General features: G+C 72.9%; 21 protein-coding genes. 8 read left to right on the top strand and 13 right to left on the bottom strand.

Features of this window, described 5'->3' with window-relative positions:
- The first annotated feature begins 201 nt into the window (after window positions 1-201).
- Entirely contained in the window at window positions 202-1821 is a 1620-nt protein-coding gene (locus OG823_RS09865) for a PucR family transcriptional regulator (protein WP_371479087.1), read from the top strand.
- A gap of 132 nt (window positions 1822-1953) precedes the next feature.
- Here the strand turns inward: OG823_RS09865 and OG823_RS09870 are convergent, their stop codons facing one another.
- A complete protein-coding gene (locus OG823_RS09870) occupies window positions 1954-3435 on the bottom strand; it encodes an alkaline phosphatase PhoX (RefSeq protein ID WP_371479088.1) in 1482 nt (493 codons plus the stop codon).
- Between the two features lie 330 nt (window positions 3436-3765).
- Entirely contained in the window at window positions 3766-5070 is a 1305-nt protein-coding gene (locus OG823_RS09875) for a hypothetical protein (protein ID WP_371479089.1), read from the bottom strand.
- Between the two features lie 209 nt (window positions 5071-5279).
- Between OG823_RS09875 and OG823_RS09880 the strand changes: the two genes are divergently transcribed.
- Window positions 5280-5723, top strand: a complete 444-nt coding sequence (locus OG823_RS09880) for a VOC family protein (protein ID WP_371479090.1) — start codon at window positions 5280-5282, stop codon at window positions 5721-5723.
- Between the two features lie 181 nt (window positions 5724-5904).
- On the opposite strand, the gene OG823_RS09885 is transcribed toward OG823_RS09880, so the two are convergent.
- On the bottom strand, window positions 5905-7608 hold the full coding sequence (locus OG823_RS09885) for a hypothetical protein (protein WP_371479091.1): 1704 nt from the start codon (window positions 7606-7608) through the stop codon (window positions 5905-5907).
- Between the two features lie 337 nt (window positions 7609-7945).
- Here OG823_RS09885 and OG823_RS09890 point away from each other — a divergent pair, with 337 nt between their 5' ends.
- Entirely contained in the window at window positions 7946-9289 is a 1344-nt protein-coding gene (locus OG823_RS09890) for an MFS transporter (protein WP_371479092.1), read from the top strand.
- Between the two features lie 308 nt (window positions 9290-9597).
- Here the strand turns inward: OG823_RS09890 and OG823_RS09895 are convergent, their stop codons facing one another.
- From OG823_RS09895 to OG823_RS09930, 8 genes are all read right to left on the bottom strand, one after another.
- Entirely contained in the window at window positions 9598-9927 is a 330-nt protein-coding gene (locus tag OG823_RS09895) for a metal-sulfur cluster assembly factor (protein WP_031065274.1), read from the bottom strand.
- 121 nt (window positions 9928-10048) lie between these two features.
- Window positions 10049-10501: a Fe-S cluster assembly sulfur transfer protein SufU gene (sufU, locus tag OG823_RS09900; RefSeq protein ID WP_371479093.1), complete on the bottom strand. Its 453-nt coding sequence runs from the start codon at window positions 10499-10501 to the stop codon at window positions 10049-10051.
- A 23-nt stretch (window positions 10502-10524) separates the two neighbouring features.
- Window positions 10525-11811 (bottom strand): cysteine desulfurase, encoded by a 1287-nt coding sequence (locus OG823_RS09905; protein ID WP_371484390.1) that lies wholly within the window; start codon window positions 11809-11811, stop codon window positions 10525-10527.
- 2 nt (window positions 11812-11813) lie between these two features.
- Window positions 11814-12578 carry a Fe-S cluster assembly ATPase SufC gene (gene sufC, locus OG823_RS09910; protein ID WP_371479094.1) on the bottom strand — a complete coding sequence of 255 codons (765 nt, stop codon included), beginning with the start codon at window positions 12576-12578 and terminating at the stop codon, window positions 11814-11816.
- A gap of 5 nt (window positions 12579-12583) precedes the next feature.
- Window positions 12584-12901: a non-heme iron oxygenase ferredoxin subunit gene (locus tag OG823_RS09915; protein WP_371479095.1), complete on the bottom strand. Its 318-nt coding sequence runs from the start codon at window positions 12899-12901 to the stop codon at window positions 12584-12586.
- The gene (gene sufD, locus OG823_RS09920; RefSeq protein WP_371479096.1) at window positions 12901-14148 is read right to left on the bottom strand and encodes a Fe-S cluster assembly protein SufD; all 1248 of its coding nucleotides are present in this window, start codon (window positions 14146-14148) and stop codon (window positions 12901-12903) included. The genes OG823_RS09915 and sufD overlap by 1 nt, the downstream gene beginning before the upstream one ends.
- A gap of 56 nt (window positions 14149-14204) precedes the next feature.
- Window positions 14205-15620, bottom strand: a complete 1416-nt coding sequence (sufB, locus tag OG823_RS09925; protein ID WP_371479097.1) for a Fe-S cluster assembly protein SufB — start codon at window positions 15618-15620, stop codon at window positions 14205-14207.
- Window positions 15617-16471: a helix-turn-helix transcriptional regulator gene (locus OG823_RS09930; protein WP_371479098.1), complete on the bottom strand. Its 855-nt coding sequence runs from the start codon at window positions 16469-16471 to the stop codon at window positions 15617-15619. Before OG823_RS09930 ends, sufB begins: the two co-directional genes overlap by 4 nt.
- A 163-nt stretch (window positions 16472-16634) precedes the next feature.
- Between OG823_RS09930 and OG823_RS09935 the strand changes: the two genes are divergently transcribed.
- The 4 genes from OG823_RS09935 to OG823_RS09950 all read left to right on the top strand — a co-directional run bounded on the left by OG823_RS09935 (window position 16635) and on the right by OG823_RS09950 (window position 19991).
- The gene (locus OG823_RS09935; protein WP_371479099.1) at window positions 16635-17576 is read left to right on the top strand and encodes an ABC transporter ATP-binding protein; all 942 of its coding nucleotides are present in this window, start codon (window positions 16635-16637) and stop codon (window positions 17574-17576) included.
- Window positions 17573-18370: an ABC transporter permease gene (locus OG823_RS09940; RefSeq protein WP_371479100.1), complete on the top strand. Its 798-nt coding sequence runs from the start codon at window positions 17573-17575 to the stop codon at window positions 18368-18370. Before OG823_RS09935 ends, OG823_RS09940 begins: the two co-directional genes overlap by 4 nt.
- 197 nt (window positions 18371-18567) lie before the next feature.
- The gene (gene dmpI, locus OG823_RS09945; protein WP_371479101.1) at window positions 18568-18750 is read left to right on the top strand and encodes a 4-oxalocrotonate tautomerase DmpI; all 183 of its coding nucleotides are present in this window, start codon (window positions 18568-18570) and stop codon (window positions 18748-18750) included.
- A gap of 269 nt (window positions 18751-19019) precedes the next feature.
- On the top strand, window positions 19020-19991 hold the full coding sequence (locus tag OG823_RS09950) for a heme A synthase (RefSeq protein ID WP_371479102.1): 972 nt from the start codon (window positions 19020-19022) through the stop codon (window positions 19989-19991).
- Window positions 19992-20082: 91 nt separating this feature from the next.
- On the opposite strand, the gene OG823_RS09955 is transcribed toward OG823_RS09950, so the two are convergent.
- Complete coding sequence (locus tag OG823_RS09955; protein ID WP_371479103.1) at window positions 20083-20421, bottom strand: hypothetical protein; 339 nt, start codon at window positions 20419-20421, stop codon at window positions 20083-20085.
- 205 nt (window positions 20422-20626) lie between these two features.
- The gene (locus OG823_RS09960) at window positions 20627-21568 is read right to left on the bottom strand and encodes a heme o synthase (protein WP_371479104.1); all 942 of its coding nucleotides are present in this window, start codon (window positions 21566-21568) and stop codon (window positions 20627-20629) included.
- Window positions 21569-22023: 455 nt separating this feature from the next.
- Between OG823_RS09960 and tkt the strand changes: the two genes are divergently transcribed.
- On the top strand, window positions 22024-24123 hold the full coding sequence (tkt, locus tag OG823_RS09965; protein WP_371479105.1) for a transketolase: 2100 nt from the start codon (window positions 22024-22026) through the stop codon (window positions 24121-24123).
- The last annotated feature ends 12 nt before the right edge of the window (window positions 24124-24135 follow it).

The raw sequence follows: 24135 nt of genomic DNA on the forward strand, positions 1-24135 counted from the left end.
TGCCGGTGCGGGTCACACACCGGCCATGACCGAACGCTATGCCGCGCGGGGGCCCGACTTGATTGGCCGGGCGGCCGAAGTCATCCGTACGGCGTTGTCCGATCCGACGAAGGGGCGGCTAAGGTCGTCGGTACGGCGTCGCCCGGGCCCGACCGTGGCCGGTCGGCCCGCCCAGCCCGACCGGACCGCAGGAGGCCCGAGGTGACCGTGCCAGGCCCCGGCGCCGGGATCACGCTGAGGCAGCTGCTGATGTCGCTCGGCGAGCCGTTGGTGGAGTTGCAGGCCGCCCCCGCCGGGCTGGACGTCACCGTCCGCCACGTCGCCATCCTCGACCCGGAGGACCAGGCCGCCGCCGCCCCCGGCGAACTGGTGCTGGCGATCGGCGCCCGGGGCCGCGCCGCGCTCCCGGCCCTGCGCGCCGCCGGCCGCGCCCGGGCCGCCGCCGTCGCGGTCAAGCTGGACGCGCCGGGGCAGGCGGACGCGCTGCGCGAGGCCGCCACCGAGGCGGGCGTGGCGCTGCTGTCGGTACGCCGGGAGACCCGCTGGGAGCACCTGGACTCACTCGCCCGGGCGATCATCTCCGGACCGGACGCACCCGCCGGTGCCGAACCGGGCGCCGGGGACCTCTTCTCACTCGCCCAGACCGTCGCCGTGCTCACCGGCGGGATCGTCTCCGTCGAGGACACCTCCAGTCGCGTCCTCGCCTACTCCCGCTCCTCCGACTCCGACGAGGTGGACGACCTGCGCCGGCTGTCCATCCTCGGCCGCCAGGGGCCCGAGCCGTACCTCGCCAAGCTCCGCGAGTGGGGCGTCTTCCAGCAACTGCGGGACTCGGACGGGGTGATCGCGGTCGACCCGCATCCCGAGCTGGGGCTGCGCCGGCGCCTGGCCATCGGCATCCGGGCCGGCGCCCAGCCGCTGGGCACCATCTGGGTGCAGGAGGGCGCGCAGCCGCTCGCCCCGCTCGCCGACCAGGCACTGATCGGCGCCGCCCGGGTCGCGGCCGCCCAACTGGTGCGCCGCCGCCGGGAGGTCTCCGCCGACGTACGGCTCACCCAGACGCTGCTGACCGGCCTGCTGGAGGGCTCCACCGGCCCGCAGTCCCTGGCCACCCACCTGGGCCTGGACCTGCGCCGCCCGGCCACCGTGCTGGCGTACGCGACCGGCTCCCCCTCGGAGGGCTCCGACCTGGAGCTGACCCGGGCCGAGGTGACCGGCCTGATCTCGGTGCACACCGCCGCCCGGCACCGGGGAGCGCTGCTGGCACCGGTGGAGTCCCGGGTCTACGTGCTGCTCCCCGACCTGCCGGTCGGCCTGCCGACGGCGACGCTGCGCAGTTGGGCCCAGGAGGTGGTGGGGGCCGCCCGCGACCATCTGGGGGTGCCGCTGCGGGCGGCGATCGGCAGTACGGTCGAGGGTCTGGCGGCCGTGCCCGGCTCCCGGGCCCAGGCGGACCGGATCCTGGACGCGATGGGGCGCGGCGGGGTCGACCTGGAGGTGGCCGCGCTGATCGACGTCCAGGCCCAGGTGCTGGTCAGCGAGATGCTGGCGCTGCTGCAGGAGCGCCCGGGGCTGCGCGACCCGAGGCTGACCGCGCTGACCGCCTACGACCGCCTGCACGGCACCCGGCTCGCGGAATCGGTACTGGCCTGGCTGGACGCGCTGGGCGAGGTCCGGGTCGCGGCCGAGGCCCTGCACATCCATCCCAACACCCTGCGCTACCGGGTCCGGCGGGCCGAGCAGCTGACCGGCGTCGACCTGGCGCAGCCCCAGCAGCGCCTGCTGGCGATGCTCCAGCTGCGGCTGCCGGCCGAGGACTGACCCCCGCGAGGCCCGAACGGCGCGGCGGGGCCGAAGCCGCACGGACGAGGCCGCACGACCGGTGCCGCGCGGACCGGGGCCGCACGGCCCGCCGGGTGCGCCCGGCGGGCCGTCGTCCCGGGGTCGGGCCGGTCAGCCGCCGTAGCCCTGGCCGCGGTGGTGCTCGTTCAGCCGGTGCCACGGGCCGGTGATGGCGAGCTGGATGCCCGGCACCTGGATGTTGGCGAACAGCGTCCTGCCGTCGTCCGAGAAGGTGACGCCGGTGAACTCGCTGTACTCCGGCGCCTCGGCGGTGCCGATGTTCAGCTCGTTGCGGGCGATCGGGTAGGTCAGGCCGTCCTCGGTGGCGCCGAAGAGGTGGCTGACACCCTCGCCGTCCTCGGCGATCACGATGCCGCCGTACGGCGAGACGGTGATGTTGTCCGGGCCGTCGTAGTTGTCGTGGTCACCGAGCACGTCGGTGTTGACGCCGAGCAGCACCTTGAGGGTGATGGTGCGACGGGCCGGGTTGTAGAACCACACCTGGCCGTCGTGCTGGACCGGGCTCTCCGAGCGGGCGTAGCTGGAGACGAAGTGGAAGCCGCCGTCGCCCCACCACATGCCCTCCAGCTTGCGGGCGCGGGTGACCTCGCCCTCCTTGAACTGCTTGCGCACGGAGGTGCCCTGGGCATCGCGGTCCTGCACCTTGACCCAGTCGACGCCGTACGTGGTGCCGACCTTGGTGGCACGGGAGAGGTCGTCGACCAGCTTGCCCTGCGCGTCGAAGACCTTGAAGGCCTCCAGCACACCGGCGTCGGGCGCGAGCGAGCGGAGCTTGTAGCGGCCGTGCTCGAAGCCGGCCGGCGGGGTCCAGCGGAAGAGCAGTCCGTTGGGGTTGGAGGCGTCCTCGGTGAGGTAGACGTGCCCGCGCCGGGGGTCCACCACCACGGCCTCGTGCGCGTAGCGGCCGAACGCCTTCACGGGCTGCGGGTCGCGGTTGTAGTCGTTGTCGAACGGGTCGACCTCGAAGATGTAGCCGTGGTCCTTGGTGAAGCCGTTCTTCCCGGCCTTGTCCTCGGTCTCCTCGCCGGACAGCCAGGTGCCCCACGGGGTGACGCCGCCCGCGCAGTTGGTGGCGGTGCCGGCGATGCCGACCCACTCCTCGACCTTGCCGTTGGCGCGCACGTGCACGACGGTGCAGCCGCCGGCCGCGCCCGGGTCGTAGACGTGACCCTCGGTCAGCGGCACCGGGTACGGCCAGTTCGCGCGGGCACCGGCCAGCTCGTGGTTGACGACCAGCAGGTTGCCGCCGCGCTCGTCCTCGAAGGCGGAGGTGCCGTCGTGGTTGCTCGGGGTCGGCTCCCCCGTCTTCAGCCTGGTGACGCCGGCCCGGGTGACGACCTTGTACGAGAAGCCCGCGGGCAGGGCGAGCAGCTGCTCCGGGTCGGCCGTCAGCGGACCGTATCCGACGGCGGCGCGGGCGGCGTCGGCGGTCTCGGTGGCGGGAGCGGTGCCACCGGCGGGCGCGGCGATCGCACCGGGCGCGGTGGCGAGGGCCTCGGCGCTGCCGGCGATCAGCACACCGGCGCCGACGAGGGTCGAGCGGTTGACGAAGTCCCGACGGGACAGCGACATGGCAGTCACTCCTGAGAGATGGGCCGTCCGCCCCGGCTGGTTCTCCGGTGCGCGGCGAGCTGGGCGCCGAGGTGGAACCTCGACGCCGAGCAGACTGTGCCTCCCGGGTGAACCCCACGTGAATCGGGCAACGCGTCCGGGTGGTTATTTGCCAACCGTATCCGAACACATGACTTCTGCTTTGCCTTTCCGGGCCGGCTCTCCCGCACCCGCGGGGCCGCGCACCCGGTCGCGCGCGCCGCCCGCCCCGTCGCACCCGTGCGCACGGGGCACCCCCGTACGCACGGGGCACCCCCGTACGCACCCCCGTACGCACCCGGGTACGTCCCGTCAGCGGATCGAGCGCTCCAGTCGCCACTGCTCCCAGGCGGACAGCCAGACCTGCTCACCGGGCCCGGGCGCGACGTCCGTGGCGCGATCCTCGTCGGGGCGCCCCGGACGGCCCCGCCGGAGCTGCTCCCAGGCGCGCTGCGCGGGAAGGCTCGACACCTCGCTGGCGAACACGGTGTACCGGACGACCTCCTCCACGGCGGCCCGGCCGTCCGCCGTGCCGATCGCCCAGTCGGTGTGCTGCGACAGCCTGGTGAGGTGGTCGACCATCGCCGTCACCGCCTCCTCGGCCTCCTCCCGGGTCTCCGACGCCAGCCTCATCTGCTGGCGCACGGCGGCCTCCCGGCGCAGGGCCCCGGTGTCCCCGCGCAGCCGGCGCGGCAGCCGGGGCGTGCGCCGGGCACGGACCTGCGCCTCGATCACCACCGACTCGGCGATGCTGTGCTCGATCAGCACCCGGTGCGCCTCCAGCCCCGTGACGGGGGCGAGTTCGCGCTCCTCCACCGGGATCTGCCGGCCGCGCAGCTCCGCCAGCCGGCGCATCAGGTCGGTACGGCCGAGGATGTACCGCTCGAAGTCCCCGATCCGGGTGAGCTCCACGCCGCCCGGCGGCACACCCCGGCCGCAGACCGTCACGGTCAGCCCGTCGACCCGCAGCCGGCCGGCCCAGACGACGCCCGCCGCCCGGAGGCCGCCGGGGCGGCGGTCCTCGTGGATCTGCAGCGCGCGGGGCTCGCCCTCGACGGTGATCCACTCACGCAACGCCCGGACCTTGCCGGGGCCGTCGCCCTCGTCGAAGCCCAACTGCTCGTACACGCGGTCGCGCTCGTCCTCGACCACGTCCTCCAACTCCGGCAGCTGCTCGGTGCGCTCGGCGCCGGGGCGGTAGGTGCGCACGCTCACGTAGGGGCCCTCGACGGACGTCCAGTCGCCGGAGCGGACCTCCACCCAGCTGAGCACACCGTCGCGGCTCTCGAAGGCGGCGAGCGCGTCGCCGTAACGGTGCACCGTCCCGTCCGCCGCCGGCCCGTCCGTCCCGGAGGGCGCGCCCGGCTCCGGGGGCACCGCCTCGTCCGCCGGCCCGCTCTCCCCCGCCGGCGTTCTCCCGTCCGCGCGCGCCGCGGCAAGGTGGTGCGCGCCCACCAGTCGCTCCCCGTGCGCCGGGTACGCGCCCGAACCGGTGACGACCCGTTCCACGCCGAGGACCGGGAAGTCCGCCTCGGCGATCGTCCGGCGGGAGAACGCCTCCAGGTCGGCGTAGAGGTCGTCCGGGTCCTGGGCCCTGCTCCCGCTCGCTCTCATCATGCGCTGCCGCACCCCCGCGTACTCACCGTGCTCGACCCGTCCTCGCCCGTCGCCGGCGGGCCCGTGCCCGGGCCGCCACCCGCGTCGCGTCCGCCCAACGATACGACGGCCCGACCTGCTGGGCCATCAGCTTCCCTCGTACGGTTGCCGGATCGGCGACCGGCCGCGCCGCGGCCGTCCTGTCAGTAGCCCTGCCTACGCTTGACGGCATGACAGCTACCGATGGCTTCCCGGCCCGTATCAGCATCGTCACCCTCGGGGTGTCCGACCTGGAGCGCAGCGCCCGGTTCTACGAGCAGCTCGGCTGGCGGCGCTCGGCGAAGTCCAGCCCGGAGATCGTCTGGTTCCGCACCGCCGACTCCGTGCTGGGGCTCTTCCCGTACGAGGAGCTGGCCGCCGACGCCGGCATCCCGGCGACCGGCGAGCCGTCCTTCCGGGGCGTGACGCTGGCGGTGAACCTGGAGTCACCCGAGCAGGTCGACACGGCGGTCGAGGTGGCCGTGGCGGCGGGCGCGACGGTCGTCAAGCCGCCGACCGCCACGTCCTGGGGCGGCTACTCCGGGTACTTCGAGGACCTGGACGGCCACCTGTGGGAGCTGGCGCACAACCCGTTCTTCCCGTTCACCGAGGCCGGCCAGCTGGACCTGCCGTAGGTCCGCCCGGCCGGACCCGTAGATCCGGGCGGCGGGGCGCCGGACGCGCCCCCGCCCCGGTCGGCGGCGGGCCCAGCCCCAGAGGGGCCCACCGCCCGGGGTAGGCCGGTTGCGGCGGGCCCGGTGCCTCGACCGCCCCGCGACCAGATCCTCGACCGGGTTCCTCGACCGGCTGCCTCGACTAGTTCCTCGACCGGGCCTTGAACGCCGCCTTGCGGGCCTCCTTGGCGACCTGCCGGTCGAGGTGCAGCTCCCCGACGGCCTCCAGCACGTCCGGCGTGTTCGGGTGGTCCACCCGCCACAGCTCACCGAAGTAGCTGGCCGGGTTGTCCGTCACCGGCAGCCCCGCGATCAGCTCGCGCAGCGTCCCGGCGTCGCCGCCGCTGTCGAGCAGGTGGGCCGCGAAGGTGTCGACCACCGTCCAGAGCGCCATCGTGCGCTCCGGCGCCGGTACGTCCGCCACGCCCGCGGCGGCCAGCCAGGCCCGCGCCGCGCCTCCCAGCTCGGGGTCGTCCAGCACCTCCCGGACGGCCGGGTGGGCGGGCTCGCCCAGCTCCTCCACGGCGATCCCGCAGAGCAGCCGCCGCAGCGGGGCGTACGGATCGGTGCCACGCGCCGCCGCCAGCAGCTCTCGCGCCGCCGGCAGGGCCTCGCGCCCCTTCAGCCACTCGCGGATCTCCTCCTCGGGCAGCACGTTGGTCGCCTCCGCGACGGCGCTCAGCAGCTCCGCCGCGTCCCCCTGCGCCAGCTCGCCCACCAGCGGTGCGTCGTACCCGTCCTCCAGCAGCCACTGCCGCACGGCGTACACCCCGAGCGGGGTGAGCCGGACCAGGCCGAAGCGGGCCGACTCCTCGTCGTCCAGCGGCTCGTCCCCCGCGAAGGACGCCGCCGCCTCGTCCTCCTCGTCGAACAGCTCCGGATCGATCGGGTGGTACTCCAGCAGGCCGAGCTCCGCGAGGTCGCCGAGCATCGGGTCCAGCGAGACCATCACGTCGGTGATGTCGCCGAGCAGCTCCTCGCTCGGCTCCTCGCCCTCCGGGACGACCAGCAGCGCGGCCAGCACCCCCAGCGGCACGGTCTCCCCGCCCGGCTCGGCGAAGGCGGTGGTCTCGTAGAGCACCTGGAGCGCCTCGTCGAGCAGCTCGGCGGCCGCGTCCCGGGCCTCCTCGACCTCGGCCAACCGGGCCTGCGCCGCCTCCTCGGCCTGCGGCGAGCCGTCGTCCTCGGCCTCCTCCCCGTCACCCTCCTCCGGCAGCGAGTCGGCCTCGGCGGCGAGCTCGCGCACGATGCCGGCGGCGGTCAGCCACAGCTCCAGGACGGTCTCCGGATCCCCCTGCTCGGCGGGCTCCAGATCCGGCCCGGGGATGGCCACGTGCTCGCCGGCCGCCGTGGTGCCGATCTCGACCAGATCCAGGTCGCAGGCCAGCGACCAGGCGCGCATCGCCTCGACCACGGCCTCCTCCGCGTCCTCGAAGCGGCTCCCGGGCTCGTCCTCGGCCCCGTCGGCGGCCTCCTCGGCACCCTCGGCCGCTTCGGCGGCGGGCCACAGGCCCAGCAGCCGGGCGGCGGGCTCGCGGTCGTCCTCGGTCAGGTCGCCGAACTCGTCCACCACCCGGTGCGGCGCGGCCCAGCGGGCGAGCTTCAGCGCGTACCCGATCATCGGAACGGCCAGCGCCTCGGCGGTCAGCTCCTGCTCGGACGGCAGCCGGACCGGGGGGACGAGGACGGCGGCGTCGTCGAGGTCCTCGTCCTGCGCGCCGTGTGCGGCGAAGGCCCCGTAGAGGTCCTCCAGCGCGAAGTCGGCCGGCAGCAGGCTCTCGGCAGGTCGCTCGCCGGATCCGGTCGCCGACGGGTTGTCAGGATTGTTGCCACGTCGTCCGGCCATGATGTGCGCGTTCTCCCTACAGAGACCTGTCAGCCAAGCGGTGCACGAGGTAGGCCCCGTGCACCGGCCCATTGACCCAGCGTATCCGCCGCGCAGCGCCGATGCCCGGCCTCCGGGGGCGCGCGCCGCACCGTGAGCCGAGCGCGTATCCTTCGACGAGCGCCGCGCACACCCCGCGCGCGCCCCCGGGCAACGAAGCCCACGCCACACCGTTCCGTACACCCCCGCTCCACCAGGGAGCCCCCGCACCGAGGCCACCACCACAGCGCCGCAGGACGGGCGCACCGGCACATCCCGCCGACCCCGTGGTGGCGCCCGGCCACAGGAGACCCCTGCCATGGCGGACCTCTCCCCCGCCGGCTCCGGCCTGCCCTCCGCGTCCTTCCCCGGACGCCGGAGCACCGGACGCCGACTGTCGGAGGCCCTGCTCCCACTGGAGCTCGCCCCTCGCGCGCAGCTGCGGCTGGCCGCCGTCAGCCGCTGGAACGCGGTACGCGGCATCCGCGTCGGCCTCTGCGGCGCCGCCCTCCTGTTCCTCCTGATCGGCGCCAACCTGGCCACACCGATCTACCCCTACCTGCAGCAGCGGCTCGGCCTGACCGCCCTGGACACCACGGTCCTGTTCACCGTGTACGTCTTCGCGCTGGTCCCCGTGCTCGCGGCGGTCGGCCACTGGTCCGACCTGCTGGGGCGACGCGCCCTGATCCTGCCCGCCGTGGCGCTGGCCGCGGGCGGGGACGCGGTCTTCGCGACCGCCGACAGCTTCTGGCAGCTGGCCGCAGGGCGCGCCGTCCAGGGCATCGCGGTCGGCATGTCCACCGGGGCCGCCGGAGCCGCCCTCGGCGACCTGCTGCCCGAGCGCCCCACCCTCGCCGCGAAGCTCACCCTGGCGTGCTCGGCGGGCGGCGTCGCCCTGGGCCCGATCATCGGCGCCACCCTGTCCGGCGGCGCGAACCCCCTGCTCACGCCGTTCCTGGTGCACGCCGTCGCGCTGCTCGCGCTGTGCGTCCCGCTCGCCGTGGTGCACCCGCGGATGCCGGGCCGGCGCCGACACCCCACCGCGCCGCCGCGCATCACCAGCCCGGCCCACCTGCGCCCCCGCCGCCTGGCCCTGCCGGCCCGCGGCCGGCGCGAGTTCCTGCTGGCCGCCGGCGCCGGCTTCGTCTCGTACGCGGTCTTCGGCGTCTACCTCAGCCTCGCGCCCGCGTTCTCGGCGAGGCTGCTGCACAGCGGCTCCCACCTGACCGGCGCGGTGGTGGCGGCCCTGCTGCTGGGCTCCTCGGCCGCCGTCCAGCTGCTCGTCCCGCCGACCTCGGACCGCCTGGTGATCGCCCTGGGCATGACCGGGCTGGCGGCCGGGCTCGGCCTGGTGGTCACCGCGCAGTACACCGGGACGCCCGCCCTGCTGTTCATCGGCAGCGTGCTCGGCGGCGCCTGCCAGGGCGTCGCGTTCCGTTCACTGTTCACCGGCGCCGTCGCGGCGATGGACCCGGAGCGCCGGGGCAGCGAGCTGAGCGCCCTGTGGGTGATCGTCTACCTCGGCAGCTCACTGCCGATCGTCGCGGTCGGCGCCCTCACCCAGCACTACGGCCTGCTGCCCGCCGTCAGCGGCTTCGCCGTACTGGCCGCGCTGGCCTGCATGGCGCTGGCGGGTGCGGTGCTCCGCCGGCCCCGGGCGTAGCCGCAGCCGGTGCTCCGCCGGCCCCGGGCGTAGCCGCTGGGCCGGCGGAGCACCGCTGCCACGGCCGCGGGTCGGCGCCCGCAGGGCCGGCGCACGCCCTCACCAACACCACCGCGGGGTTCCGCACCCGCCGACGGCAGCTTCCGCCCCCGCCGAGGCGTCCGAGTGGCCTGAAACGAGCCCGGTGGCGCGAAACGGGCAGCGGCGGCGGCAGAGCCGACGGCGCCGTGGCCCGGCCCGGAGCGCGTACGACACCGCCACGTGAACCGGGAGGGTTCACGTGGCGGTGTCGTACGGGGCGGCGTCGCTCAGACGTTGAAGCCGAGCGCGCGGAGCTGGTCGCGACCGTCGTCGGTGATCTTGTCCGGGCCCCACGGCGGCATCCAGACCCAGTTGATCCGCAGATCCTGGACGAGGCCGTCGGTGGCGGTCTTCGCCTGGTCCTCGATGACGTCGGTCAGCGGGCAGGCCGCGGAGGTGAGCGTCATGTCGATGGTGGCCACATCGGACTCGTCGATGTGGATGCCGTAGATCAGGCCCAGGTTCACCACGTCGATGCCCAGCTCGGGGTCGACGACGTCCATCAGGGCCTCGGTGAGGTCCTCGACGGAGACGGTTCCGGCCGTGGTGCCGACGATGACCGTCGGGCCCTCCGTGCTGACGGTCTCCACCGGGGCGCTCTCGGCAGCCGGGGAGGCCGCGTCCGTGGCCGTGGTGCTGGTCTCGGTGTCGCTCATACGTGTGTCCTCCTCTTCTGCTTCAGTCGTTGACGGCGGGGTGCTGCGCGAGTGCCTGGACGGTGGCGTCCTTCCAGGCCATCCAGCTCAGCAGCGCGCACTTGACCCGGGCCGGGTACTTGGAGACGCCGGCGAACGCGACCGCGTCCTCCAGCACCTCCTCGTCGCCCTCGCCCTGGCCCTTGCTCTGCATCAGCGCCAGGAAGGCCTCCTGGATGGCCTGGCCCTCACCGACGCTCTTGCCGACCACCAGGTCGTTCAGCACCGAGGCGCTGGCCTGGCTGATCGAGCAGCCCTGCGACTCGTAGCTGACGTCCACGACCGTCGAGCCGTCGAGCCGCACCCGCAGGGTGATCTCGTCGCCGCAGGTCGGGTTGACGTGGTGGACCTCGGCGTCGCCGTCGCGCAGCCCCTTGCCGTGGGGGTTGCGGTAGTGATCCAGGATGATCTCCTGGTACATGGAGTCGAGCTTCATGCCCGCGGCTCCCTTCCGATGCCTCAGCCGAAGAAGTTCCGGACGTGGTGCAGGCCGTCGATGAGGGCATCGACATCGGCCGGCGTCGAGTACAGGTAGAACGACGCCCGGGTGGTCGCCGGAATTCCGTACCGCAGGCAGACCGGCCGCGCGCAGTGGTGGCCGACACGCACGGCGATGCCCTGCTCGTCCAGCACCTGGCCGACGTCGTGCGGGTGGATGTCCCCCAGGACGAAGGAGATCGCGGCGCCGCGGTCGACCGCCGTCCGCGGGCCGATGATCCGCAGGTCCGGGACTTCGAGCAGCCGCTCGACCGCGTACGCGGTGATCGCGTGCTCGTGCTCGGCGATCCTGTCCATGCCGATCGCCGACAGGTAGTCGATGGCGGCGCCCAGCCCGACCGCCTGGGCGATCGGCGGGGTGCCGGCCTCGAACTTGTGCGGCGCCGGGGCATAGGTGGACGAGCCCATGGTGACGGTCTCGATCATCTCGCCGCCGCCGAGGAACGGCGGGAGGTCCTCCAGCAGCTCCTGGCGGCCCCAGAGGACGCCGATGCCGGTGGGACCGAGCATCTTGTGACCGGTGAAGGCGACGAAGTCGGCCTCCAGGGCCTGGACGTCCATCACCATGTGCGGCGCCGCCTGCGAGGCGTCGATCAGCACCAGGGCGCCGACCGCCTGGGCGCGGCGGACGATCGCCTCGACCGGGTTGACGGTGCCCAGCAGGTTGGAGACCAGCGTGAAGGAGACGATCTTCGTCTTCTCGTTGATCAGCTCGTCGAGGTTCGACAGGTCGAGCCGGCCGTCGTCGGTCAGGCCGAACCACTTCAGCTGCGCACCGGTGCGCTGCGAGAGCAGCTGCCACGGGACGATGTTGGAGTGGTGCTCCATCTCGGTGATGACGATCTCGGCGTCGGCGTCGACCTTGTAGGGCTCCTCCGCCCAGCCGAGCATGTTGGCGACCAGGTTGAGCGACTCCGAGGCGTTCTTGGTGAAGACCACCTCGTCCCGGCTCGGCGCGTTGATGAACGCCGCGACCTTGTCCCGGGCACCCTCGTACAGCGCCGTGGCCTCCTCGGCCAGGACGTGGACGCCGCGGTGCACGTTGGCGTTGTGCCGCTCGTAGTACCCGTTCAGCGCGTCCAGCACCTGCCGGGGCTTCTGCGAGGTCGCCGCGTTGTCCAGGTAGACCAGCGGCTTGCCGTCGTGCAGCACGCGCTGCAGGATCGGGAAGTCCTTGCGGATCGCGTCGCCGAACTCCTGCGCCGCGGCCAGCGGACCCGTCAGCGCACGCGCCGAGCCAGAGTCGATTGTCACTCGGAAGCGCCACCCTTCACGTAGGACGCGTAGCCCTCGTTCTCCAGCTTGTCGGCCAGCTCCGCGCCGCCGGACTCGACGATGCGGCCGGCCGAGAAGACGTGGACGTAATCGGGCTTGATGTACTTGAGGATGCGCGTGTAGTGGGTCACCAGCAGGGTGCCGACCTCGCCGGACGAGGCGACCCGGTTGATGCCCTCGGAGACCTGGCGCAGCGCGTCGACGTCCAGGCCGGAGTCGGTCTCGTCGAGGATCGCGATCTTCGGCTTGAGCAGCTCCAGCTGGAGGATCTCGTGGCGCTTCTTCTCGCCGCCGGAGAAGCCCTCGTTCACGTTGCGCTCGGCGAAGGCCGGGTCCATGTGCAGGGCGGCCATCGCCTCCTTGACCTCCTTGACCCACAGCCGCAGCTTGGGGGCCTCGCCGCGGACGGCGGTGGCGGCGGTGCGCAGGAAGTTGGAGACCGAGACGCCGGGGACCTCGACCGGGTACTGCATGGCCAGGAAGACGCCGGCGCGGGCCCGCTCGTCGACGGTCATGTCGAGCACGTTCTCGCCGTCCAGCAGCACCGAGCCGCTGGTGACGGTGTACTTCGGGTGGCCGGCCAGCGAGTACGCGAGGGTCGACTTGCCGGAGCCGTTCGGCCCCATGATCGCGTGGGTCTCGCCCTGCTTCACGGTGAGGTCGACGCCGCGCAGGATCTCGCGCGGGCCGCTCTCGGCCTCGACGGAGACGTGCAGGTCACGGATTTCAAGCGTTGCCATGGGGCTCAGGACTCCTGGTTGACGGAGACGAGCACATCGTCCCCTTCGATCTTTACGGGGTAGACAGGGACCGGCTTGGTGGCGGGCAGCCCGGAGGGCTTGCCGGAGCGCAGGTCGAAGCTGGAGCCGTGCAGCCAGCACTCGATCATGCAGTCCTCCACCTCGCCCTCGGAGAGCGACACGTTCGCGTGCGAGCAGATGTCGTTGATCGCGAACACCTCGCCCTCGGTGAAGACGACGGAGACCGGAACGCCGTTGAGCTCGACGCGCTTGGGCACGTCCTCGGCCAGGTCGCTCAGCGAGCAGGCACGCAGGAAGCTCATCAGACGTTCGCTTCCAGCTCGGCCTCGATCTTCTCCAGCAGGGCGTCCTGGATCTCGGCGACGCCGATCTGCTGGACCAGCTCGGCGAAGAAGCCGCGGACCACGAGCCGCCGGGCCTCCTCGGCCGGAATGCCGCGGGCCTGCAGGTAGAACAGCTGCTCGTCGTCGAAACGGCCGGTGGCCGAGGCGTGGCCGGCGCCGACGATCTCGCCGGTCTCGATCTCCAGGTTGGGGATCGAGTCCACCCGGGCACCGTCGGTGAGCACCAGGTTGCGGTTGAGCTCGTAGGTGTCGGTGCCCTCGGCGGCGGCGCGGATCAGCACGTCGCCGACCCAGACCGCGTGCGCGTCCTTGCCCTGCAGGGCGCCCTTGTAGACCACGTTGGAGCGGCAGTGCGGGGTGTCGTGGTCGATGACCAGACGGTGCTCCAGGTGCTGGCCGGCGTCCGCGAAGTACAGGCCGAACAGCTCGGCCTCGCCGCCGGTGGCGGCGTAGCTGACCCGCGGGTGGATCCGGACCACGTCGCCGCCGAAGGTGACCACGACGGACTTGAAGGAGGCGTCCCGGCCGACCAGCGCGGTCTGCTGGACGGCGTGCACCGCGTCCCGGTCCCAGTCCTGGACCGAGACGAAGGTCAGCTTGGCGCCGTCGCCGACCAGCAGTTCGACGTTGGCGGCCCGGGCGCCGGAGCCGGTGTGGTTGACCACCACGACGGCCTCGGCGAACGGCTTGACGTCGATCACCAGGTGGACGAAGCGGGTGCCGCCCTCGCCGTGCACGTCGATCCGCACCGGCTCGGTGAGCACCGCGTCCTGCGGGACGGTGACGATCAGGGCCTGCTCGAACGCGCTGTACGCCTGCGCGGCGACCCGGTCGACCGGCTTGCCCGCCCGGCCGAGGCGCGCGTCCTCGCGGCCCACGGTCTCGGCGGTGACGCCCTGCGGCAGGGCCAGCTCGACCTTGTCGGTGCCGGCGGCGTTCGCCACGGCGGTGCCGTCGTGCAGGCCGGCCAGGCGGTGCAGCGGGGTGAACCGCCAGTCCTCCTCGCGGCCGGTGGGCACCGGGAAGTCGTTCACGTCGTACGAGGGCGCGACCGCGACGCGGGCGTCGATCGGCTGCTGGACGCTCGCGCGGCCGGTGCCCGGGCCGGCCAGCTGCTGGCCGGCTCCGGTCGTGCCGACCTCGATGGACCCGGCGGTGGTCGAGCCCGTGCTGTTGCTGCCTACGGGGTTGGGGGCGTCAGCCATGGCTGTCGTGGTGCTCTCTTCCTGAAAGTTCCGGTCTGGACTGCGTGCGGCCTGGGTCAGCCGACGGAGCCCTCCATCTGCAGCTCGATCAGCCGGTTCAGCTCCAGCGCGTACTCCATCGGGAGCTCGCGGGCGATCGGCTCGACGAAGCCGCGCACGATCATGGCCATGGCCTCGAACTCGGTCATGCCCCGGCTCATCAGGTAGAAGAGCTGGTCCTCGCTGACCTTGGAGACGGTCGCCTCGTGGCCCATCGACACGTCGTCCTCGCGGACGTCCACGTAGGGGTAGGTGTCGGAGCGGGAGATCGTGTCCACCAGCAGCGCGTCGCAGAGCACGTTCGACTTGGCGCCCTTGGAGCCCTCGCCGATCTCGATCAGACCGCGGTAGGAGGTCCGGCCACCGCCGCGCGCCACCGACTTGGAGACGATGTTCGAGGAGGTGTTCGGCGCCATGTGCACCATCTTGGCGCCGGCGTCCTGGTGCTGGCCCTCGCCCGCGAAGGCGATCGACAGCGTCTCGCCCTTGGCGTGCTCGCCCATCAGGTAGACGGCCGGGTACTTCATGGTGACCTTGGAGCCGATGTTGCCGTCGACCCACTCCATGGTCGCGCCCTCGTACGCCACGGCGCGCTTGGTGACCAGGTTGTAGACGTTGTTCGACCAGTTCTGGATCGTCGTGTAGCGGCAGCGGCCGCCCTTCTTGACGATGATCTCGACCACGGCGCTGTGCAGCGAGTCCGAGGAGTAGATCGGCGCGGTGCAGCCCTCGACGTAGTGGACGTAGGCGTCCTCGTCGACGATGATCAGCGTCCGCTCGAACTGGCCCATGTTCTCGGTGTTGATCCGGAAGTAGGCCTGCAGCGGGATCTCCACGTGCACGCCCTTCGGCACGTAGATGAAGGATCCGCCGGACCACACGGCCGTGTTCAGCGCGGCGAACTTGTTGTCGCCGGCCGGGATGACCGTGCCGAAGTACTCCGCGAAGATCTCCGGGTGCTCCTTGAGCGCGGTGTCCGTGTCCATGAAGATCACACCCTGAGCCTCGAGCTCTTCGTTGATCTGGTGGTAGACCACCTCGGACTCGTACTGCGCGGCCACGCCGGCGACCAGGCGCTGCTTCTCCGCCTCGGGGATACCCAGCTTGTCGTACGTCGCCTTGATGTCGGCGGGCAGGTCCTCCCAGGACTCGGCCTGCTTCTCGGTCGAGCGCACGAAGTACTTGATGTTGTCGAAGTCGATGCCGGTGAGGTCGGAGCCCCAGGTCGGCATGGGCTTCTTGCCGAACAGCTTGAGGCCCTTGAGACGCAGGTTCAGCATCCACTCGGACTCGGACTTCTTCGAGGAGATGTCGCGGACGACCTCTTCGCTCAGGCCGCGCTTGGCAGCGGCGCCTGCCGCGTCCGGGTCCGACCAGCCGTACTCGTAGGTGCCCAGGCCTTCGAGCTCCGGGTGCGAAACGATGTCAGTCATGCGAGATTCCTCCGCGCGGACGCAGGTTCCGGATCGGTGAGTGGCGTACCGGCAGTCGGCACTGCACCGGGCGTCCGCCGACCGGCGGACGACGATGCGGCACCGGGTGCCGGCACGTAGGTGGTGCAGACCCCGTCGCCGTGGGCGATGGTGGCCAGCCGTTGCACATGGGTGCCCAGGAGCTGGGAGAAGAACTCGGTCTCCGCCTCGCAGAGCTGCGGGAACTGCTCGGCGATGTGCGCGACCGGGCAGTGGTGCTGGCAGAGCTGAGCGCCCGCCGGGGCGCCGGACGCCGTGGCGGACGGCACTCGCCGCACCGTGGCAGCGTACCCGTCGGCGCTCAGGGCCTGCGCAAGTGCCTCGGTGCGCTGGTCGGCCGAGGCCTGCTCCAGCGCGCCGGAGTACTTCTCGCCCTGCTTGCCGAAGCGGGCCCGGGCGAAGGCGGCGACCGCCTCCTCGCCCGCCTTGCCGCCGCCCACCGCGTCGGAGATCCAGCGCAGCGCGTCGGCGGCGAGCTGGTCGTACGCCTGGTAGAAGGCGTCCCGGCCGGACTCGGTGAGACCGAAGACCTTGGCCGGACGGCCGCGGCCACGGCTGCCGTGGACCCGCTGCTCGCGGGACTCGACCAGACCGCCGGCGGTGAGACCGTCCAGATGGCGGCGGACCGCGGCGGACGTCAGGCCCAGCCGGGCCGCGAGGTCCGCGGCGGACGAGGGGCCGTGGTCGAGGATCGAGCGCGCGACCCGGTCACGGGTGGCGCGGTGACCCTCCAGCAGCACCTCTGTCGCCGTTTCGGGCACGGCGCAGCCGGGGGCCGCGTCGGCCTCCTGCTGCTGGTTCCGCTCCCGCATGTTTTTCACAACACCAGTGTTGCGTAATTACTTCCGGAACGACAAGCCGTGATCCACGCCTCATGGGTGGAATAAGTCACGCAGGTAAGCCTTACCTGACCTGCGGGAACGATGCCGGAGCCGCCGTGCGGCCACGCGCGGGGGGCCTCCTACACTCGCCGGTATGCACGCAGACTCCGTCCGTCCACACCCCGCGGTCCGGATCACCGGGCTGGTCAAGCGCTACGGCGGCAAGACCGCGGTGGACGGACTCGACCTCACCGTGGCGGCCGGGACCATCACCGCCGTGCTCGGCCCGAACGGCGCCGGCAAGACCACCACCATCGAGACCTGCGAGGGCTACCGCCGCCCGGACGCCGGCAGCGTCCGGGTGCTCGGCCTCGACCCGCAGGCCCAGAACGCCCTGCTGCGGCCGCGGATCGGCGTGATGCTCCAGTCGGGCGGCGTGTACGCGGGCGCGCGCGCCGTCGAGATGCTCCAGCACACCGCCAAGCTGTACGCCCACCCGCTGGACGTCCCCGAGCTGGTCGAGCGCCTCGGCCTCGGCTCCTGCGGCCGCACCACCTACCGCCGCCTCTCCGGCGGCCAGCAGCAGCGACTCGCGCTCGCCATGGCCGTGGTCGGCCGCCCCGAGCTCGTCTTCCTGGACGAGCCCACCGCGGGCCTCGACCCGCAGGCCCGCCGCGCCACCTGGGAGCTCGTCCGCGACCTGCGCCGGGACGGCGTCACCGTGGTCGTCAGCACCCACCACATGGACGAGGCCGAGCAACTCGCCGACGAGGTCGCCGTCGTCGACCGCGGCAGGGTCATCGCCGCCGGCACCCCGGACGCCCTGTGCCGCGGCGGCGCCGAGGACAGCCTGCGCTTCGACGGCCCGCCCGGCCTGGATCTCGGCCCGCTGCTCAAGGCGCTCCCCGCCGGCGCCGGCGCCACCGAGACCACGCCCGGGTCGTACCGTGTCGAGGCCCCGGTCGACCCGCAGCTGCTCGCCACCGTCACCGGCTGGTGCGCCGCGAGCGGCATCCTGCCGGAACGGCTCGCGGTGCAGCGCCGCAGCCTCGAAGACGTCTTCCTCGACCTGACCGGACGGGAACTGCGCGCATGAGCGAGCGAACCGAGCGGGCCGTCCGGCCCCTGACCACCCACACCCCCCGGCCCGGCGCCGCCCCGGTCTCCCGGATGCTGCTCGCGCAGACCGCCTTCGAGACCAGGATGCTGCTGCGCAACGGCGAGCAGCTGCTGCTGACGGTGATCATCCCGACCGTGCTGCTGGTGCTCTTCAGCTCGGTCGACATCGTCGCCGCGGACGGCCCCGGCAAGCGGGTCGACTTCCTCGCCCCCGGCCTGCTCGCCCTCGCCGTGCTGTCCACCGCGTTCACCGGGCAGGCCATCGCCACCGGCTTCGAGCGGCGCTACGGCGTCCTCAAGCGGCTCGGCGCCAGCCCGCTCCCCCGCTGGGCCCTGCTCACCGCCAAGACCGGCTGCGTGCTGGTCACCGAGGCACTGCAGGTCGCCCTGCTCTCGGTGATCGCGCTGGCGCTGGGCTGGTCCCCGCACGGCGACCCGGTCGCGGTCGCCGCCCTGCTCGTCCTCGGCACCGCGGCCTTCTCGGGCCTCGGCCTGCTGATGGCCGGCACCCTGCGGGCCGAGGCCACCCTGGCCGCGGCCAACCTGGTCTTCGTCCTGCTGCTGCTGGGCGGCGGCGTGATCGTCCCGCTGTCGAAGTTCCCCTCGGCCGTACGCGGCGCCCTGGAGCTGCTGCCGATCAGCGCGCTCTCCGACGGGCTGCGCTCGGTCCTGCAGAGCGGCGCCGGCGTCCCCTGGGCCGATCTCGGCGTGCTGGCCGGCTGGGCCGTCCTCGCGACGGCGGCGGCGGCGCGCTTCTTCCGCTGGGAGTGACGGCGCCGCCCGGAGCCGGTCTTGGACCGGACGGCCCGGGGCCGTTGCCACCCGCTGCGACCTGCGACGATCAGCGATCGTGATCGCTGTCGGTCCACATCGGGTCTGGGTCGGGGGCCCGGCCGGGGTGTGAACTGTTCCCAGGCGGGCGAGCGGACCGGAAAGCCGGTCGGCGCCGCAGAGTTGAGGAGCAGACCATGCCGATCGTCACCGTGCAGCAGGGCCCCCGGAGCATCGAGCTCAAGCGCGATCTGGTCAAGCGGATCACCGACGCCTTCGTGGACGCCTACGGCCTCCCGGCCGAGACCGTGCAGGTCTGGATCCACGAGACCCCGGCCGACAGCTGGGCCAACGCCGGCAAGCTGATCGCCGACCTGTAGCACCGGCGCACCGGACGCCGAACGGCCCGGCCCGGCTCCCGTGGGGGGAGTCCGGGCCGGGCCGGCGCACGTCCGCCTCCCGGCGCTCGGGCCACCCGTCCAACGGTCGGGACCACTCCCCCGCGCACGGGCCCGGCCCACCGTCCGCCCGGTCCGCCCGGTCCGTGATCATCCTTGTGTGTCGGCGGGTCCGACGGGGGCAGCGCACCGCGGCCGGCTCGCGGCGCCCCCGCCCGAAGATCACCTGCCGCGCAACCTAGGATGAATCCGTGCGTACCCCTTCCTCCCTTCTCGCCGAGCGCTGGCAGCCGTCCGCGGCCGTCGTCCGGCGGGCCGCGCTCGCCGCGCTGGTGATGAGCATCGTGATCGTGGTCACCGGCGGCGCCGTCCGGCTCACCGCCTCCGGCCTCGGCTGCACCACCTGGCCGCGCTGCACGGGCGAGAGCCTGACCCCGACGCCGGCGATGGGCCTGCACGGGGTCATCGAGTTCACCAACCGGATGCTGACGTACGTGCTGTGCGCGGCGGTCGGCTGGGCGATCCTCGCGGCCCGCTGCGCGCGGCCCTGGCGGCGCGGCCTGACCCGGCTCGGGTGGGCGCAGTTCTGGCTGGTGATGAGCAACGCCGTGATCGGCGGCATCACCGTGCTGACCGGCCTCAACCCGTACACGGTGGCCGTGCACCTGGTGTCGGCGATGGCGCTGGTCTGGGTGGCGCTGCTGATGTGGGAGCGCTCGAAGGAGGGTGACGGGCCGCCACGGCCGGCCGTCGCACCGCCGATCGTGCGGCTCTCGTACGTCCTGGTGACCGTCATCGGGCTGCTGGTGGCCGCCGGCACCCTGGTCACCGGCGCCGGGCACCACCCGGGGACGCCGCAGGACAACAGGATGGTGCCGCGGATCCCGCTGGACTACGACCGGCTCGCCCAGGCCCACGCGGACCTGGCGTTCGTCTCGGTCGGCCTGGCGCTCGCGGTCGTCTTCGTCCTGGCGGCGGTCAAGGCCCCGCCGGCCGCCCGCTCCCGGGCGCGCGAGCTGTTCGTCGTCCTGCTCGCGCAGGGCCTGCTCGGCTTCGTCCAGTACTTCACGGACGTCCCCGAACTGCTGGTCGGGGTGCACATGTTCGGCGCCACGCTGGTCTGGATCGCCGCGCTGCGGATCCCACTGGCCCTGCGGCTGCGTGCGGACGAGGACGCCCCGGAGGCGGCCCCGGCGCCGGCCCGGACCACCGTCGCCGCCTGACCGGGCACCGCCCCACCGCTGCCACCACCGCTGCCACACGAACGGCCCGGCTCCCGCACACCGTGCGGGAGCCGGGCCGTCGGTCGTTCTGTCAGCCGCCGAGCTGGATGCCCGCCATCCGCTTCCACTCGTAGGGGCCGGTCCGCACCCGCGCGCCCAGCTCGCCGTCGAAGGAGTCGTGCACCGTGAGGCCCGCCAGTTCGGCGGCCCGCAGGCCGACCGCGTACGTGGGGGCGACCTGGTCGCCCCAGGCGCCGTCGGCGCCGACCACGACGATCCGGGTGGCGGTGCGGCCGACGTACTCGACGACACCCTCGGCGCTGCCGCCGTGCTGCGCGGCGAAGCTGGTGAGGTGCTTGGCGATGCGCTTGGCGCGGCGCTCGGCGCGGGCGTCCGGCGCGGTGGGGGTGGCGGTCTCTGCGCTGCTCATGTCCCGCATGCTACCGAGCGGTAGGCGAGCGTGCGACGCCGGCGCCGTGTGCGGCGGGCCACACCGGGCCGGGATCCGGGCCGCCCGGGCCCCGGGGCGAGCGGGTCCGGAACCCGGAACGCCGCCCGGCACCGATGCCGCGGCCCCGTCGTCCGGGACCGGACGGCGGGGCCGTGGACGGAGCGAGCGGCCGGGGCGGGCCCGGTCAGCGCAGGAACGGGTCGATCGCGATGACCACGAAGAGCAGCGTCAGGTAGGTGATCGACCAGTGGAACAGCCGCATCTCCTTGAGCTTGGCACCCGCCAGGCCGGCCTTGGCCCGGCTGTGCAGGCCGTGGGCCTCCTTGAGCCAGGCGGCGCCCAGCACCACAGCGGCGACCGGGTACAGCAGGCTGGTGTGCGCCAGCGGCCACAGGGCCAGCGAGACGGCCACCATGACCCAGGAGTACGCGACGATCTGCCGGGCGACCGCGAGGTTGCCCTTGACCACCGGCAGCATCGGGACGCCCGCCTTGGCGTAGTCGTCGCGGACCTTCATGGAGAGCGGCCAGTAGTGCGGCGGCGTCCAGAAGAAGATGACCAGGAAGAGCACCAGGGCGGACCAGGACATCGAGTTCGTCACGGCGGCCCAGCCGACGAACACCGGCATGCAGCCCGCGATACCGCCCCAGACGATGTTCTGCGCCGTACGCCGCTTCAGCCCGAGGGTGTAGACGAAGACGTAGAAGAGCAGGGCGATCAGCGCCAGGCCCGAGGAGAGCCAGTTGACCAGCAGGCCGAGCCAGAGCGTGGAGCCGACCGCCAGCGCGATGCCGAAGAGCAGCCCCTCGCGCGGCGACACCATCCCGGTGACCAGCGGCCGGCGCTCGGTACGGGACATCACGGCGTCGATGTCACGGTCGATGTACATGTTGAGGGCGTTCGCACCGCCGGCCGAGAGGTAGCCGCCGATCACCACCTCGAGGACGAGCAGCGGATCGGGAACGCCGCGCTGCGCCAGGAACATCACCGGCACGGTGGTGATCAGCAGCAACTCGATGATCCGCGGCTTGGTCAGAGCGACGAACGCGCCGACACGGGCCCCGAAGGGCCGGTTCGCAGGCGTCGCACCGGTGACCCCGGCGGGGCGGGATTCGACGGCGGTCACTAACACCCCAACTGAAGATGAATCTTCGCAGGCGTCCACGGGACCGAAGGTGCCGAATTCGTCCGCTCTGCGCGTACCACGCCACCTTAGACGCTCCATATCTCGCGACCGGCCTCGGGGTCCCCCGGCGGGGCGGATCGCACACCGCTGGGTGAACCGCCGCCGCTGACCTGGACGGACCCACTCGCCCGTCCTGGCGCTCCGAGGAGGCAGGCCGCTCGAAAAGGTACGAGGCTGGACAAAGCCACCTCCCCGCCGTCCGGGAATGGCGACCCGTCCGTCCAGGTTCCCCCAGCACGGAGGGTGAGCCCCGGCCCAAACGGTAGGCTCGCACAGAGAAGCGGGATCTACCCTCCGTGACCGGCACCACCCAAACGTCTGGTCCACAGCGACGTGGCCGACCCGGTCCCCTTCACGGGGTCACTCTTCAATACGGAAGGAGCCCTGAGACTAGGGTGAGCACCACGCCGACGAACGCATTCGAGTGGACCGAGCTGGACGAGCGTACGGTCGACACGGCCCGTGTCCTGGCCATGGACGCGGTCCAGAAGGTCGGGAACGGGCACCCGGGGACGGCCATGTCGCTGGCCCCCGCGGCGTACCTGATCTTCCAGCGCTTCCTGCGCCACGACCCGACCGACCCGGCCTGGGTGGGACGCGACCGCTTCGTCCTCTCCCCCGGGCACACCAGCCTGACGCTCTACACCCAGCTCTACCTGTCGGGCTACGGCCTGGAGCTGGACGACCTCAAGGCCTTCCGGGTCGCGGGCAGCCGCACCCCCGGCCACCCCGAGCACGGCCACACCGCCGGGGTCGAGACCACCACCGGGCCGCTCGGCCAGGGCATCGGCAACGCGGTCGGCATGGCGATGGCCGCGCGCTACGAGCGCGGGCTGTTCGACCCGGAGGCCGCCGCGGGCACCTCCCCGTTCGACCACACCATCTGGGCGATCGTCTCCGACGGCGACCTGGAGGAGGGCATCTCGGCCGAGGCGTCCTCGCTGGCCGGGCACCAGAAGCTGGGCAACCTGGTCGCGCTCTACGACGACAACCACATCTCGATCGAGGGCGACACCGAGACGGCCTTCTCCGAGGACGTCCTGAAGCGCTACGAGGCGTACGGCTGGCACGTCCAGCGGGTCACCCCGAAGGCCGACGGCGACATCGACGTGGCCGAGCTGGCCGCCGCGCTGGACGCCGCCAAGGCGGAGACCTCCCGGCCGTCCATCATCGCCATGCGGACGATCATCGCCTGGCCCGCCCCGGACGCCCAGAACACCGCCAAGGCGCACGGCTCCGCGCTCGGCGCGGCCGAGATCGCCGCCACCAAGAAGGTGCTCGGCTTCGACCCCGAGAAGACCTTCGAGGTCAGCGACGAGGTCATCACCCACGCCCGCGAGGTGGTCACCCGCGGCAAGGCCTTCCGCACCGAGTGGGAGAAGGGCTTCACCGCCTGGCGTGCGGACAACGCCGCGCGCGCCGCCGAGTTCGACCGCATCCAGGCGGGCGAGCTGCCCGAGGGCTGGAAGAAGCAGATCCCGGTCTTCCCCGCCGGCAAGGACGTCGCGACCCGCAAGGCGAGCGGCGAGGCCCTCAAGGCACTCGGCGCGGTCATCCCGGAGCTGTGGGGCGGCTCGGCCGACCTCGCGGAGTCCAACCTGACCACGATCGACGAGGACAGCTCCTTCCTCCCCGAGGGCAACCCGCTGAAGAGCGCCTCCCCGTACGGGCGGACGATCCACTTCGGCATCCGCGAGCACGCCATGGGCTCGACCATGAACGGCATCGCGCTGCACGGCAGGACCCGCGTGTACGGCGGCACCTTCCTGGTCTTCGCCGACTACATGCGCCCGGCCGTCCGTCTGGCCGCGCTGATGAAGCTGCCGGTCACCTACGTCTGGACGCACGACTCGATCGGCCTCGGCGAGGACGGCCCGACCCACCAGCCGGTGGAGCACCTGGCCTCGCTGCGTGCCATTCCGGGCCTGTCGATCGTCCGCCCGGCCGACGCCAACGAGACGGCCGTCGCCTGGCGCACCGTCGTCGAGCGGCACACCAGCCACCCCGGCCCGGTCGGCCTGGCGCTCACCCGCCAGAACGTCCCGACCTGGGACCGCGAGGTCTTCGGCTCCGCCGAGGGCACCGCCCGGGGCGGTTACGTCCTGGCGGAGGCGTCCACCGGCATCCCGCAGGTCATCCTGCTCGGGACCGGCTCCGAGGTGCAGCTCGCCGTCAAGGCGCGCGAGGTCCTGGAGGCCGAGGGCATCGGCACCCGCGTGGTCTCGCTGCCGTCCTTCGAGTGGTTCAACGAGCAGGACCAGGCGTACCGCGACAGCGTGCTGCCGCCGGACGTCAAGGCCAGGGTCTCGATCGAGGCGGGCATCGCCCAGGGCTGGCGCGAGCTGGTCGGCGACCACGGCCGGATCGTCAGCCTGGACCACTTCGGCGCCTCGGCCGACTACCAGGTGCTGTTCCAGGAGTTCGGCCTCACGAGCGAGGCCGTGGTGGCCGAGGCTCACAACGCGCTGCGCTCGCTCGAAGCCGTCAACCGCTAGAACGCCCGGGCC

Source organism: Kitasatospora sp. NBC_00315 (assembly GCF_041435095.1).
Classification (GTDB): Bacteria; Actinomycetota; Actinomycetes; order Streptomycetales; family Streptomycetaceae; genus Kitasatospora.